16 protein-coding genes and 1 riboswitch are annotated in these 13,558 nt (G+C 43.4%); of the genes, 3 read left to right on the top strand and 13 right to left on the bottom strand.

Annotated features, from left to right (window positions below):
* Window positions 1-59 precede the first annotated feature (59 nt).
* Window positions 60-332 (top strand): FeoA family protein, encoded by a 273-nt coding sequence (locus tag AC5SXE_RS10875; protein WP_303882260.1) that lies wholly within the window; start codon window positions 60-62, stop codon window positions 330-332.
* Between the two features lie 149 nt (window positions 333-481).
* A complete protein-coding gene (locus AC5SXE_RS10870) occupies window positions 482-2,299 on the top strand; it encodes a ferrous iron transporter B (RefSeq protein WP_332636591.1) in 1,818 nt (605 codons plus the stop codon).
* Between the two features lie 84 nt (window positions 2,300-2,383).
* On the opposite strand, the gene AC5SXE_RS10865 is transcribed toward AC5SXE_RS10870, so the two are convergent.
* From AC5SXE_RS10865 to AC5SXE_RS10805, 13 genes are all read right to left on the bottom strand, one after another.
* On the bottom strand, window positions 2,384-3,166 hold the full coding sequence (locus AC5SXE_RS10865; RefSeq protein WP_303882258.1) for an ABC transporter ATP-binding protein: 783 nt from the start codon (window positions 3,164-3,166) through the stop codon (window positions 2,384-2,386).
* Between the two features lie 19 nt (window positions 3,167-3,185).
* Complete coding sequence (locus tag AC5SXE_RS10860; protein WP_303882257.1) at window positions 3,186-4,178, bottom strand: FecCD family ABC transporter permease; 993 nt, start codon at window positions 4,176-4,178, stop codon at window positions 3,186-3,188.
* A gap of 36 nt (window positions 4,179-4,214) precedes the next feature.
* On the bottom strand, window positions 4,215-5,063 hold the full coding sequence (locus AC5SXE_RS10855) for a LacI family DNA-binding transcriptional regulator (RefSeq protein ID WP_303882256.1): 849 nt from the start codon (window positions 5,061-5,063) through the stop codon (window positions 4,215-4,217).
* A gap of 174 nt (window positions 5,064-5,237) precedes the next feature.
* Entirely contained in the window at window positions 5,238-5,405 is a 168-nt protein-coding gene (locus tag AC5SXE_RS10850; RefSeq protein WP_303882255.1) for a hypothetical protein, read from the bottom strand.
* Window positions 5,406-5,458: 53 nt separating this feature from the next.
* Window positions 5,459-6,145 (bottom strand): L,D-transpeptidase, encoded by a 687-nt coding sequence (locus AC5SXE_RS10845; RefSeq protein ID WP_303882253.1) that lies wholly within the window; start codon window positions 6,143-6,145, stop codon window positions 5,459-5,461.
* 41 nt (window positions 6,146-6,186) lie between these two features.
* Window positions 6,187-7,833: a nucleoside kinase gene (locus tag AC5SXE_RS10840; protein WP_303882251.1), complete on the bottom strand. Its 1,647-nt coding sequence runs from the start codon at window positions 7,831-7,833 to the stop codon at window positions 6,187-6,189.
* Between the two features lie 36 nt (window positions 7,834-7,869).
* Entirely contained in the window at window positions 7,870-8,454 is a 585-nt protein-coding gene (locus AC5SXE_RS10835) for a TOBE domain-containing protein (RefSeq protein ID WP_493917368.1), read from the bottom strand.
* A complete protein-coding gene (locus tag AC5SXE_RS10830) occupies window positions 8,364-8,882 on the bottom strand; it encodes an ATP-binding cassette domain-containing protein (RefSeq protein ID WP_493917399.1) in 519 nt (172 codons plus the stop codon). Before AC5SXE_RS10830 ends, AC5SXE_RS10835 begins: the two co-directional genes overlap by 91 nt.
* Before the next feature lie 5 nt (window positions 8,883-8,887).
* The gene (locus AC5SXE_RS10825) at window positions 8,888-9,586 is read right to left on the bottom strand and encodes an ABC transporter permease (protein WP_303882249.1); all 699 of its coding nucleotides are present in this window, start codon (window positions 9,584-9,586) and stop codon (window positions 8,888-8,890) included.
* Between the two features lie 147 nt (window positions 9,587-9,733).
* Window positions 9,734-10,591 carry an ABC transporter substrate-binding protein gene (locus AC5SXE_RS10820; RefSeq protein WP_323721165.1) on the bottom strand — a complete coding sequence of 286 codons (858 nt, stop codon included), beginning with the start codon at window positions 10,589-10,591 and terminating at the stop codon, window positions 9,734-9,736.
* Window positions 10,592-10,667: 76 nt separating this feature from the next.
* Window positions 10,668-10,787, bottom strand: a riboswitch (molybdenum cofactor riboswitch).
* A gap of 247 nt (window positions 10,788-11,034) precedes the next feature.
* The gene (locus AC5SXE_RS10815; protein WP_303882247.1) at window positions 11,035-12,189 is read right to left on the bottom strand and encodes an aminotransferase; all 1,155 of its coding nucleotides are present in this window, start codon (window positions 12,187-12,189) and stop codon (window positions 11,035-11,037) included.
* 21 nt (window positions 12,190-12,210) lie between these two features.
* A complete protein-coding gene (gene cas4, locus AC5SXE_RS10810; protein WP_303882246.1) occupies window positions 12,211-12,672 on the bottom strand; it encodes a CRISPR-associated protein Cas4 in 462 nt (153 codons plus the stop codon).
* Entirely contained in the window at window positions 12,648-12,899 is a 252-nt protein-coding gene (locus AC5SXE_RS10805) for a PD-(D/E)XK nuclease family protein (protein ID WP_323721164.1), read from the bottom strand. Before AC5SXE_RS10805 ends, cas4 begins: the two co-directional genes overlap by 25 nt.
* Before the next feature lie 65 nt (window positions 12,900-12,964).
* Here AC5SXE_RS10805 and AC5SXE_RS10800 point away from each other — a divergent pair, with 65 nt between their 5' ends.
* The gene (locus tag AC5SXE_RS10800; protein ID WP_303882245.1) at window positions 12,965-13,381 is read left to right on the top strand and encodes a PaaI family thioesterase; all 417 of its coding nucleotides are present in this window, start codon (window positions 12,965-12,967) and stop codon (window positions 13,379-13,381) included.
* Window positions 13,382-13,558 lie beyond the last annotated feature (177 nt).

Below are 13,558 nucleotides of genomic sequence, written 5' to 3'. Positions count from 1 at the left end.
TTGTATCCTAAAAGGGACGATAAATGCGCATCACATTATGAAAGGAAGTATTCATGTACATGACAGAACGAGCTGAAGAACGAGAAAAAAACATACCCCTTGTTCTATTGGCCAGCGGTCGAGTTGCAGAGATTGTTTCTCTACCGCTGGGTCAATGTGGAAGGAGGCTTGAGGCGTTGGGGCTCAGGCCGGGCAAAAAAATAAAAAAACTTCACGGCATGCCTTTTTGTGGTCCTGTTGCGTTAGATATAGACGGAAGACAAGTTGCTATTGGATATGGGGCAGCATCAAGCATCATCGTAAAGCCAGTGGAAAATGATCTTTCGGAGTGAATGAAGTGTCTTGTCGCGGTATATTCAACAAATTATTGAAAAAAAACAAAGGAGCAAAAGAAGACCACTTTACGAACGAGAAAAGCAGCAATCGAGTTGACACCTTTGACCATGATGTTTTCCAAAAAATAACGTTTCCTTCATGTGTCATGGGGACACAATGTAGCGAATGTCCTTTGGCTTTGCAATGCAAGAGAAAGGACGGTAAAAATCCACCAGTCTCGGCAAAGGTAGGTCGCGAACTCAAGAAAGTGCTGTTGATGGGCAATCCAAACGTGGGTAAAAGCGCCATATTTTCCCGCTTAACAGGGCTACACGCCATCTCTTCCAATTATCCCGGCACTACTGTCAGTTTCTTGGAGGGCTCAGTTGTAGTAGAGGGAGAAACATATAAACTCATTGATGTCCCCGGAGCTTACACATTAGACCCCACAAACGAGGCAGAAGAAGTAGCCCTTCGCATCTTAAACGAAGGGGCAGACATAGTTGTCATTGTTTTAGACGCAACGGCATTGGAAAGAAACCTCTATTTGGCTCTTCAGATTTTAGAAAAAGGTTACCCTTCCATATTGGTTTTAAATATGATAGATGAAGCCAGGCACAAGGGCATACATATCGATTCAAAGGTGCTGGAAGAAGAGCTTGGCGTGCCAGTGGTACCCACCGTTGCAGTTACGGGAGAAGGAATTTCAGCACTAAAAGCAGCACTTCACGAAGCACGTCCATCTTTAATACTGCCAATGAGCAAGGACGAGCGTTGGCGCTTAATTGGTGATATAGTAATGCGCGCCCAAATCGTAACGCACAGACATCATACCCTTCGTGACCGGCTAGAAGACTTAAGCGTCCACCCCCTCTCAGGAATGCTTTTAAGTATCTTGGTTATGACCTTAAGCTTTTATGCGGTTAGAGCTATTGGTGAAGGTTTAATAAGCTACCTATTCGAACCTTTTTTTAATTCAGTATGGGGACCGTGTTTGAGTGCCATATCAAGCGCACTTGGTGGATCAGGTTTTCTCCACGATATTTTGATCGGGCATCTAATAGACGGAAGTCTGGATTGGGAACAAAGTTTTGGAATTCTATCTACAGGACTTTATGTTGAATTCGCCATGGTCTTTCCTTACATCGTCTCCTTTTACTTAGTTCTTTCGCTGTTGGAAGATATAGGATATCTACCCCGATTAGCCGTCCTGTTCGACGCATTGCTCCACAGAATAGGCCTTCATGGTTTTGCCATAGTTCCTACTCTTCTGGGATTGGGATGTAATGTCCCCGGAATTTTAGCAACGAGAGTTCTGGAATCAGAGCGTGAACGATTCATCGCAGCAACATTAATTTCTGTCGCGATTCCTTGCGCCGGACTTCAAGCCATGATATTTGGCGCAATAGGTTCATTTGGCATGGGATATGTTGTTATGGTATATGTCTCCCTTTCCTTGGCGTGGTTGATATTGGGATTTATACTCAATAAAACCTTATCCGGACATAGCCCGGAGCTCATTGTGGAAATCCCGCCTTACAGGTTGCCATCCCTTCGTGATCTGGGTTTTAAACTTTGGTTTCGCATATCAGGGTTTTTGCTTGAGGCGACACCATTGGTGTTAATAGGAATTTTCATCGCCAATTTACTATACTCCAGCCCAGCTTTGCCCTTTATATCAAACATCTTAAGCCCCTTTGCCCACCTGCTCGGTCTTCCGCCAGAAGCGATGGGTGCCATACTTCTCGGGCTTTTGAGGAAGGATGTAGCAGTAGGATTACTACTGCCTTTGCACCTAACTCCACAACAACTAATCGTCGCTACCGTAGTATTGGCCATGACATTTCCGTGTATTGCCACCTTCGTAGTACTTTTCAAAGAGTTAGGCGCAAAAAGATTAATTCAAAGCGTGCTTATCATGGTGTCCATAGCCATGATCACTGGCGTTGCTTTGAACCTTCTTTTCTCGCTTATGACTATTTAGGATTCAGGCTGCGTGATTGGGTGGAAAGAGAAGCTGAAACTTACTCTAAATCGCTAAATTTCACCTTAAAACACCTTAAAGCCGCTATAACGGCACTGCCAAACGTCCACCTTGCCATTCTTCAATGTGCCAAGGCACGTCAAATACATAACTTAAAATGTTGGCATCAATCTCTTTAGAACTGCAAAAGCAGTGAATAACGCCTTCCTTCATTAGCGCAATTTTGTCAGCAAAACGAAGCGCTAAGTTTATATCGTGCATCACGCAAAGCGCCGCCTTTTTACCTTTAATGTATCTTTGCAGTACCTTCATTATCGCAACGGAATGCTTCGGATCAAGCGCACTAGTCGGTTCATCCAAAAGCAAAAAAGACGTGTCTTGTGCAAGACACTGAGCGAGGAACACCCTTTGCACTTCTCCCCCCGATAACGTGGTGATTAAACGTTCATCGAAGCCTTCCATTCCAACTTCACTAAGACAACGTTGGGCTATTTCTACATCTTTTACGCCATAGTTGCCAAGAAAGGGAAGCCATGGATATCGTCCCAGCAAAACTATGTCCATAACCCTAAAGGGCGTTGTTACTTGCAGTTTTTGAGGCATATATGCAATTGACCTTGCCAGCATTTTGCGGGCCAAGCTTTCTATTGGTTGTCCTAAAACCTTTACTTCACCTTTCTTGTCAGCCAACCTAGCAAAGGCCTTAAGCATGGTGCTCTTGCCACTGCCATTGGGGCCAATTACTGCCACTAATTCTCCGCTTTGTACTTCGATCGAGACATTATGAACAATTTCCTTCTCGCCATAATAAACGGAGACATCGGTTGCATCAAGTATTATCGGTCTTGCAGGTCCAGACTTGCTCAATGCCAAAACACCGTCCAATTCATGAAGACTTAAAAAGAAGCACGCAAAAAATTGGTCCGCCGATGAGGATGGTCAATACTCCCACTGGCAAAGATCCCAGAGCCCTAGCAGCGATATCTGCCCATAGCAAAATGAGACCTCCGCCAATCCAAGAGGCAAAAAGAAGTCGCTTGTGGGAATGTCCTACTATCATTCTAAATAGATGTGGCACTATTAGGCCGACAAACCCTATGACTCCACAATAAGAAACAGCTAATGAAGTGATGAAGGAAGCCACACAGAGTAGGATCCATCTCACGCGCACGATATCGACCCCTAAAGTTTCGGCCTTTCCCTCCCCAAGCGATACCAAATCCAGCTCCCTATGCAACAATAAAAACAATAGTGCCACACATGACCCGAGAAGACAACCGGGCAGCCATTTCCAACTTGCCGAATTAAAACTCCCCATTACCCAAAAAAAGAAAGCCCCAAGTTTCTCAGGGAACAAAGTTTGAAGCAACATCATTAGAGCTTGAAGAATGCTGCTTACAACTACTCCCGATAAGATGAGCCTCGTGGGATCCACAGAGCGAGACCTATGGCTTAAAGCCCATACACCAAAAAGGGTTAGGATGCCCCCCAAGAACGCAAATAACCTGATAAGGCTAAAATTAAAGGCAATGGCTAAAGTTGCTCCCAATGCTGCCCCTGAAGCGACACCCAGAGTATAGCTTTCTGCTAACGGGTTTAGAAGAAGCCCCTGATAGACTGCGCCAGATGCCCCCAAGATAGAGCCAACTAGAAAAGCTATAAGTGTCCTTGGAAGTCTTACAAAAAGAAGAATTGCGCTGTAAACTTCACTGGAGGTTTCATAGTCTGTAGAAAAAAGAATAGTTGCTTTTGAAAAAACTGCACTTACCACTTCCTTTATTGGTATGCGAACTTCTCCCACTGAAAGAGAAATGCAAATGCTCACTAACGTCACAAGCAAACTTGCCATTACAAAGAAAAGATAACTTTTCTTGCTCACCAAATTCTCCTTTCTTCGCTAAGAGTGCACCTTATCTTACTCGATCGTGACACGGACCAAATTTTTAAACGGAACCTCTCGATGCCGTAACACGTTGATTAAAAGTCTTGCAGCCAAAATCCCCATCTCGAAAGATGGAAAATAAAGGGAATATCCGCCTAGGGCTTTTGCGTAATTTCTTTCGTTAAATAGCAATAATAAATCACCCTTTGAAAATTCTTCGCCTTGACCTTCATTGCTTAAACTAGTTTCGCACTCATCGTAGATTAGCCGCGATATTCCACCTGGCAAAGACCCATCGCAGATCCAAAGGACATTATCGCAATTGCCTCTATACTCTTTTAGTTCACGCCTTAAAATTAAATTAACCTTGGTTTCTCCCACGAAGGCTATCTGCCTTCCAGCAGCTAACTTCTTTATCCCCTCTGCAGTATCGGACCAAAAGGGTGACACACAGACATAATTATCCACCGTCTCACCGATAATTACCATTGGCACACTTACATCCGATGGAGGGTTTCCGATCCAAATCATGCCTTCCGCCTTATGAACCATCGAACGGGACTTTACGAAATTGGCATCAAAATCATCTGCCACATATACTATTGGCTCTTTGCCTACAGTAGCCAATATACGGCCGACGCCTTTAAGGAATTTATTCATCTGGGGAACTTCCTGTTCTTCGAAGACAATGGATACAAAACCAGACTTCTTTTCAGATAAGCCACGTGCTAGGGCATTTGGCTTGTAGTCTAAGCGTCTTATGACTTCCCATACTCTTTCCCTGGTCTTTAAAGATATTCTAGGGTCTCCTCGCAAAACGCGGCTAACGGTAGCCTTATCAACACCTGCCTCCTTTGCCACGTCTACCATTGTAACGGACATACATTTCACCTCTAGCCAATATTTCTTGCCTTTGTGCCTTTGATTGATGTCTCAATCGATTTAAACCGAGCGCCTCCTGAGTACTACTTTATCATCTCTGAGATAAAAGATCTCTCGCCAATATAATATACAACAAGGCAGGAACTAGATAGTCCCTGCCTTGTTTGGGGGGCGTTAGGCTAGCAAATTAATATTTTGCCCTATACCTATACTCTCAAACATCTTCTGCAGCATAACTTGCTGTAACTCAAGGCTCTTCTTTAGCATTGTCATCGCAATAACGCCCTCTACGTCTCTAAGAGCTTCGCCATGTACAATGCTGCTAACTTGACCGATCTCCATGGGCACCACCTCCAACCGTAGCCCCATTAACATTATCGGAGGCATTCATTCATTTATTGAGAAAGCTTAGGCAGGATAACGATCTTTTGACCGATTTTGGCCATTTTAACGACCTCTAAAAGATTGTCGTTCGCCATGCGGATACATCCGTGGCTTGCATTTTTTCCTATTTCATGTAGGTGATCTTCGTCGGTTCCGTGAATACCAATGCCCTTCCAACCTGTCTTAAGCCGTATGAAATAGGGACCATAACCGATTCGTTCTTTTGTTACACTATCTTCGTAAAATCCCCAATGACGAGCATCTTCGATAGATTCTATTTGAAATATGCCCTCGGGGGTGCGCATGTCTCCCACTCGCTGTTTTTGTCCCGGATTTCTTCCCGTAGCAACTACCCATCCGCCGTGTACTATCTTATCGATTTCCGAGAGTGCAAGTAAAAGATGCTCCTCCTTGAGACATACCCAAGTTATATCCGCTACTTCATGGGATTTTACATGAGTTGCTAGCTTAACATCTTGCAATTCTTCAGGAGATAATCCTAGCTCGATCGAAAAATATCTCTGCGCTGTTAGAATTAGCGTTTCTGCATCGAGCTTAAAATGTGTCTGAGCTTGAACATGTGAAGGACTGAGCACCACGAAAAGACAAATTAAAAAAATCAAGATTAATTTTTCACTATTTTTTCTAAAAGTTGAAATTTTTAGGTTAAGTCTTTCTTTCATGTCATTTCTTTTCATTTACGCAATAACCTCGCATTGACACGAACTATTGCAATACTTCAGATCGATTCAAAACAACTTCCACCGATGAACTCACGGATTATCGAGTTATTTGGAACCTCATCGGCAGGCATAAATGGCACATAGTGCAAAAAAGTTAAAAGCCTTTGAGCCTCTCCAAACATCGGCGAATCTTCGTGCACATTTCTAAGCAAAGGCTCAACATAACCCTTAAGTACGGCAAGTTCATAAACTGTAGCAGAGTTAAACATTGCATGAGCCCTTTCTTGATAAGGAAAGATATGTCGTTGAGCACCCCTTATTACTGAAGGCCATTGAAGCAAAGTAGCCTCAGGCGATTTTCCTCTGGTTCGATTGTCTCTTACTAAACGCCTAATTAAACGATTGTCAGTAGTACTTGTCCTATTATGGCGATCCAGATTTATGCCAGTCAGAGGAGATACATAGAGTCGCCACTTCTGCTCCTCAGGGACACTTTGAGTAACTAGTTCGTTTAAACCATGTATCCCCTCTACTATCAAAATATCCTCTTTTCCCAATCTCAATGCTGGGCCTCTTTCTCTTTTGCCGGTGAAAAAATTAAAGCGAGGCATCTCGACCTCTTCGCCTCTGAGAAGTCTAACGAGATCATCATTTATAAGATCCAGGTCTAGAGCTTCAAGTGCTTCAAAGTCATAATTTCCCTTCTCATCCCTGGGAGTTTTATCTCTTTCGACGAAATAATCATCCAGCGAAACTATGAAGGAGCGCTTACCAAAGACCTGAAGCTGAATGCGCAATCTCTGAGCTGTCGTTGTTTTACCCGATGCCGAAGGACCTGCTATGCAGATTAGCCTAATACTTTGTTTGCTTGCAACGATTTCAACCAAACGGGATAACCACTGGGAATGCAACGCTTCCGATATTTGTATAATATCGTTCGATTTCCCCTTGGAGACTAAGGCGTGTAGGCCTTCCATAGTGTTGATCCCAAGGATATCAAGCCACTTAGCATACACTGCAAAGACTTCTGCCAGGCGCTTTGATGGCATAAATGGAGGAAGTCCTTGCGGGTAGGCAACTGTAGGAAAACGCAAAACCATCCCTCGGTCGTAAGGGATGAGGTCGTATATCTTCATATATCCAGTTGATGGAGCCAGTGGAGCGTAATAGTATCCATAGGTTCCGTCGCATTTGTAAACTTCTATCGGATCGACCGCTGTCCATCGCAGCAAGTTCGCTTTATCTAAATTTCCCTGACGCGTGAAAATTCTCCTAGCCTTGTCACCTGATAGCACTTCTCGCTTAATAGGTATATTAGCGCTGACCAATCGATCTAGCTCAGTTTTAATAGTTTGAACTTTTTCCTCTGAAACTTCTCCTGATTCAAGCTCACAGTAATACCCATCACTTATAGAATGCCTGATAAATACATCCTCAGACAGCGCATATTTAGAAGCAAGCACCAGCAAGAAGCTCAAGCTCCTTCTGTAAACTTCCATTCCCTCAAAACTGGATGTGTCTACAAACTCTACGAAACAATCATCGTCTACAATCCAGTCCAAGGGTCGCAAGTAGTTGTTCACCCTCCATGCTACGATGTTGGATTCCCCTTTTTTACCACAGACTGCAAGGACATCTTGCCCTCTCAAAGGCTCTTCGGCCGATAATTTGCAATTATCCTTAACGTCAACTATAAACCCCATGTTCGCTACCTCTTGCCCCCATATATTTATGTAGACTCATAACCATTTTGCTGCGCTTGCCTTAAAAATGACGTATATATCCATGCCCGGATGGAGATTTAGGTCCATAACGGCATCTTTAGTAAGAAAGGCAACCAAAGTTATATCGCCAACGGATACGTGCACCCGAACCTGATCGCCATTATGGTAAGTCATCTGCGTAACAAATCCGCGCAACACATTACGAGCAGAACTTTTTTCCCCATGGCTCGCAAGCAGTATTTCTGAAGGGCTAATTGAGATGACTTTTGACTCGGAAGGCTCTCCCGATACAAAGATTTTTTGCCCATCCCTCAAGGTTTTACAATATAACCCGGTTTCCAACTTTTTCCACGGGCCAGGGATGATGTTTTCGGGGCCCTGTTGTATGATTCTACCTCCCCACAAAGTTAGGACTTCGTCAGCTACACTATAAAGCCAAAGCAAATTGTGACTCACTACTATTATGGTGGTCTTCCATTCCTCTTTTGCTCTGACTACAGCATCGTTTATCAAGGACTCGGAAACTGCATCGACATTAGCAGTGGGTTCGTCGAGTAAAAGAACTTTGGGTCTAAGAACCAGCCTGGAAGCCAATGCCACGCGCTGTGCTTCCCCCCTGACAATTCATACCATTTTCGATTGGCAAACTCCTTCGGCGACAATCCGACCATTTCAAGTGCTTCATTGACCCTGTGCTTCATCGAAAGGGGGTCCATGCCCCTCAGTTTCAAACCATAAGCCACGTTATCCTTTACTTTACGCGTTAATAACCTTGAATCCTGCAACAGCATCGTAACCTCACGACGAAGGAAGGGCATCATTTTTGGAGCCACCAAGGAGCCATTGTAAAAGACCTCCCCCATAGTAGGCTCGTCAAGAAATGCCAAAATTCTAAGCAACGTGGTCTTTCCACTACCATTCGGTCCAACAAGAGCGTATATTTGACCACCTTCGATTGCCAAGTGATTAATGGAGAGGGCACATCTTCCATTATAATATCGTTTTATATTTTTTAATTCATAAAGCATATTGCTCACCTTGACTGTCTCCTTCTTTTTGCAAAGGATAAAGTACCATTAACTATAAAAGCGATTAATAATAATATAAAGCCTAAAGCCATGCCCATTGCAAACTGTCCCTTATTTGTTTCAAAGGCCATGGCAGTTGTAATGGTCCTAGTTCTCCACTTAATGTTGCCACCGAGCATTGTAGCCACGCCAACTTCGGATATAATGCGGCCATATGCAGTAACAGCGGCCATTAGCATTCCATATCGTCCTTCCCACAAAATATCAAGCGCTAGTTTTCTGCCAGCAGCTCCAAGCGTGAGTAAGGTATCCTTAACCGACAGATCGAGCTCTTCGATTGCCTGCGCTGACAAGGCTATGACAATAGGAAGGGCTAAAACAACCTCACCAATTGCAACCCCTGGGAGGGTGAAAAGAAGGTTTAAGTTGCCCAAAGGCCCGCGACTGGATATGAAAGCGTAAACCCACAATCCAACTACAACTGTGGGAAGCGCAAGCAGAGCATCCACGACAGATCTAACAAAGTTTTTACCTGGGAAATTTGTGTAGCCAAGCAAAAAACCCGTAGGGAGACCTATTACCAGAGTAAAGAAAATCGACATTGAGGAAACCTTTAAAGTTGCAAATACGGCCGTATAAACTTCCTCGTCACCGCTTAAGAGCAAAACAAAGGCTTCTTGAATTCCCGCAAGGATATAGTCCACGGAATCCGCCTCCCTTAAAAATTAAAAAAAATGATCACCGTGAGTTAAATATGATAACATATAAACCAGCAAGCCGTCGCAGGGGGATGCGACGGCTTGAATGGGGGATTGGAGCATTTCTATAAGCTCAAAACACGTAGGATGTCACTATTTAGACTGAGAGGCTACGTCGGCATTTGGGAAGAAAAGCTGCTTGCCCATCAGTCGAAAATCTTCTATTGCCTGCTGTGCCCTCGGGCTGGCCATCCATTCTATAAATTTCTTTGCCAAGTCGTACTTCGCCTTGGGACAACGCTCCGGATTTACGGCAATTACGCTGTATTGATTGAGCAAATAAGGATCGCCCTCAGAAAGTATTACGAGCGGTGGTTTTCCCTCATAATTTGCTTCATACTTTATATATGTGCCTCTGTCGGTAAGGGTGTATCCTTTCTTTTCAGCAGCGACGTTTATCGTGATCAACATGCCTTGACCTGTCTGAACATACCATTCTTCCTTATCGGGAACATCCAACCCAGCTTGTTGCCAAACGAACTTTTCTTTCATGTGAGTTCCAGATTCATCTGCCCTGCTGACAAAGATGGCTTTCTTTTCAGCGATCTTTTTAAATGCCTCCGTCGATGTCAAGCCTTTTATGCCAGCCGGATCATCCGCGGGACCGATTATAATGAAGTCGTTGTACATCACTTGAGTCCTATCGACACCATATCCCGCTTCAACAAACTTTTTCTCCGAATCGGGATCATGAACCAGCAGCACATCCACATCACAATTTTCTCCTAATTTCAAAGCTTTACCCGTACCAGTAGCTGTCCACTGGAGAGTTATACCTGTGTCTTCCTTAAAAAGCGGCGCTAGATAATCAAGTAATCCCGTATCGTCAGTACTCGTGGTGGTAGCCATCAAAAGGACTTTTTCATCCGCACAGGCAACTCCTTGGACAAAAGAAAGGCACAAAAGTATGACAGCCCCTAATGCTAGAACTTTTGTACTTAATCTCCTCATGTACATCCCTCCTTAACTAAAAGTACATTAGAGATGCTTTGCTATTAAAACGAAAAACCCCTTCCCGCCGGGAAGGGGTACAATTCGCTATCCTCCTTTCCGAGCGGGAGGCCTTTTCGTTTCCGAAGAGACCCTAACGGCCAATGCTCATAGGCTAAACGCCCGTAGATACATTGACTCGGAGGAACTTAACTTACGAATATAGATTTTAACTAATATTGCCACATGGGAAATGCCCCATTGTTAAATTCGATAATACCAAGCAAAGGGTTGAATGTCAATAAGGGCAAGGTATTTCGTGATAAATACACCTATTTAAAGGAAGCAAGCAAATGCGAGCAAATTTACAAGCCAATATAAGACTTACCTCTAAATATAATTGCCGAGACATTCAAGCCCACAACTGTCATGACTGTGCCAGAAACGATTTCTCTTGATAATAACTACCTCTTTTGAATTTCTCCTTCTAGTTTTCTTAAAAATTTTGACACACAGTTCAATCCTTTCTTCAACACTTCCGAGGTGCAAGCAAAACCCATCCTTACCCAACCTTCAAACTCAGGTCCAAAGGCGCTACCCGGCACCAAAAATGCCCCGGTTTCATCTAATAAACGCTTACAAAAGTCTCGAGAAGGCATGTTATACCTACTGAAATCAAGAAAAGCAGTCGTGCCTGCACTCGGAGGAACCCAACGGACATGTTTTTCTTCATCGATCCACGATGACAATGTGGCAAAGTTTTCTCGTACTATTTGTAAATTCCTGCCTAAAAGGCGATTTCTGCATTTCATAGCTACGAGGGCAAGGTGCTCATCTATGCAACCGCAACTTATTGTCATGTAGTTGCGATGAGAAAAGCACTCTCTTACGACTTCTGGCGGCCCTGCAATCCAGCCTAACCTCAAACCTGCAAGAGAAAACACCTTGGACATACTTCCCGTGCTTATTCCTCTCTCATAAAGATCCGCTATAGAAGGAGTCTTGAAACTTGCGTCGTGTTCTAAGCCTCTGTAAACCTCGTCGCACAGAACGTAAGCACCATGAGATTTTGCAATATCGATTATCTTTTTTAAAAAATCCTCATCCATCAAGGCACCTGTGGGGTTATTTGGGTTATTAAGACAGATCATTTTAAGATGTTTAGTCGATTCTGATATAGCCTTAAGCTCTTTTATGTCAGGCAAAAAATGTTTTTCAGGCCGCAAAGGCCACAGATTTACAGATACACCAAAAGCCTTCGGAACACTGTAAAGTTGCTGATAAGTAGGATACACGGAGATGACGCTGTCGCCAGGATCGATGAGAGAAAATTGTGCCAAGAAATTTGCACCAATTCCTCCTTGTGTTATCAATATATTATCTTCAGTCATGCTTTCGTAGAGTGAAGCGATGGCCCTTCGTAGTTCAACAGAGCCGGGAATTTCGCCATAAGTAAGTTTGATATTACAAATCTCCCGATAAGCACTTTCAGGATCTCCCGATAAGTTTAGGAGCTCTTCAACAGTAAGGGATTCCACACATGTTTCGGCTATGTTATACTCTGCCTTCATTTCGTAGGTGTTCATCCACTCTTCCACGCCAAAGGGTTCTATGCGCATTTTATTATCATCCCTTTCTCATTATGGTTTACAGATAGAACGATAAGGACATTTATAACACCTTCCGCCACTTTCCGCTAGGGGAAGCGGAGGTTCATCTTGAGAGAGTATCTCGATTGCCTCTTTGGCAATTTTTGTCAGATATCTTTTCGTTCTTTTGTTCCAGCGTATTTTGAACTTTTTTTCTCGATACCTCAAGATGCCATAGGGAACCTTATAGCCCTTTTCCTCCAACAAAAGGCAGTAACACAAAAGCTGCAACCTATGGCTTTCCATTGGTTCGCCATGGTTCGCACTCTTAAACTCCACCGGTATGACCCAAGGACCTTTCTTTATAACCGCGTCTGGTCTGCCTGTTAAAAAACTCCCTGTCCATACCTTTGAATCAATGCTCAAAGGAACCTCTCTCATCCACCAAAGGTACATTCCAAACACACATACTGTCAGAAAGACGAACATTATTTTGACATTTGGTATAACCAAAATATTACCCCTCCAAATATGAGCGAAAGGAGAGCAGCCCTCCAGGTTCGACTCCAAAGACCACGAATTTTTTCAAAAAATCCAAAAATTTTATGAGCTCGCCTGCCCCTCTTAAAAGATTTGCCATTGCCATTACCTTGAGGCACAATACCATGCGCCCGGTACCAGGCAGCTCTGGGACAATAAGCATATTGGGCAAGCAAAGAAGCGCTTATCTTGTCCTTCATATATATTTCAAAACCCCCTAAAATACAAATACTAACTCACTTTAATTATAAAGGAGGATTGAACGATGACACTTAAGGCTTTGCCTGGTACGGCCTCATGCTTTGTGTGCGGAGACAAAAAGGTAAACGCACGCACCTTAGAGCTTAACATCTATTGGGATGAAGAAGCAAAATGTTCCTTAATTTCCTTTGTACCGAATGACACTTGGTGCGGTTACGAAGGCGTGGTTCACGGAGGGATTCTAGCAGCCATCCTAGACGACGCCATGGCTTGGGCTATAAAAAACTTTGACGAAGAAACATATTTAACTGCAAAGCTTACTATCGCATTTAAAAGGGCCGTTATGTTGAGAAAAAGATACAACGCTAGAGGTTTTTTATTAAGAAAGGAAACTAGAAGAGCCTATACTTCCGCTGTTATTGAAGACCAGGAGGGAAATGTTTGCGCAGAAGGCAACGCAATTTTCGTGAGAGCAAAATAAGAACAAAGATGCGAATTTACCATTTATCTTTTCTATATTGAAGATTGAAGAAAAAATACTTACGTCATTATAAATAGATACTGTGGTATCTTTTTCGCCTTAGCGTTGTGGCATACAGCAATTTACAAAAGAAGTATTATTAATTATACTTTATAAGAAGTACGAGAAGTGCGATGA

The sequence above is a fragment of the Acetomicrobium sp. genome, from assembly GCF_059026225.1.
This window is presented reverse-complemented; position numbering and strand designations above follow the sequence as displayed.

Excerpts from the sequence above, each read along its gene's own strand:
- AC5SXE_RS10875 (WP_303882260.1), top strand. The coding sequence starts at position 60 with ATGACAGAACGAGCTGAAGAACGAGAAAAAAACATACCCCTTGTTCTA.
- AC5SXE_RS10870 (WP_332636591.1), top strand. The coding sequence starts at position 482 with ATGGGGACACAATGTAGCGAATGTCCTTTGGCTTTGCAATGCAAGAGA.
- AC5SXE_RS10855 (WP_303882256.1), bottom strand. The coding sequence starts at position 5,063 with ATGTCCGTTACAATGGTAGACGTGGCAAAGGAGGCAGGTGTTGATAAG.
- AC5SXE_RS10850 (WP_303882255.1), bottom strand. The coding sequence starts at position 5,405 with ATGGAGATCGGTCAAGTTAGCAGCATTGTACATGGCGAAGCTCTTAGA.
- AC5SXE_RS10845 (WP_303882253.1), bottom strand. The coding sequence starts at position 6,145 with ATGAAAAGAAATGACATGAAAGAAAGACTTAACCTAAAAATTTCAACT.
- AC5SXE_RS10840 (WP_303882251.1), bottom strand. The coding sequence starts at position 7,833 with ATGGGGTTTATAGTTGACGTTAAGGATAATTGCAAATTATCGGCCGAA.
- AC5SXE_RS10830 (WP_493917399.1), bottom strand. The coding sequence starts at position 8,882 with ATGCTTTATGAATTAAAAAATATAAAACGATATTATAATGGAAGATGT.
- AC5SXE_RS10820 (WP_323721165.1), bottom strand. The coding sequence starts at position 10,591 with ATGAGGAGATTAAGTACAAAAGTTCTAGCATTAGGGGCTGTCATACTT.
- AC5SXE_RS10815 (WP_303882247.1), bottom strand. The coding sequence starts at position 12,189 with ATGCGCATAGAACCCTTTGGCGTGGAAGAGTGGATGAACACCTACGAA.
- AC5SXE_RS10805 (WP_323721164.1), bottom strand. The coding sequence starts at position 12,899 with ATGAAGGACAAGATAAGCGCTTCTTTGCTTGCCCAATATGCTTATTGT.
- AC5SXE_RS10800 (WP_303882245.1), top strand. The coding sequence starts at position 12,965 with ATGACACTTAAGGCTTTGCCTGGTACGGCCTCATGCTTTGTGTGCGGA.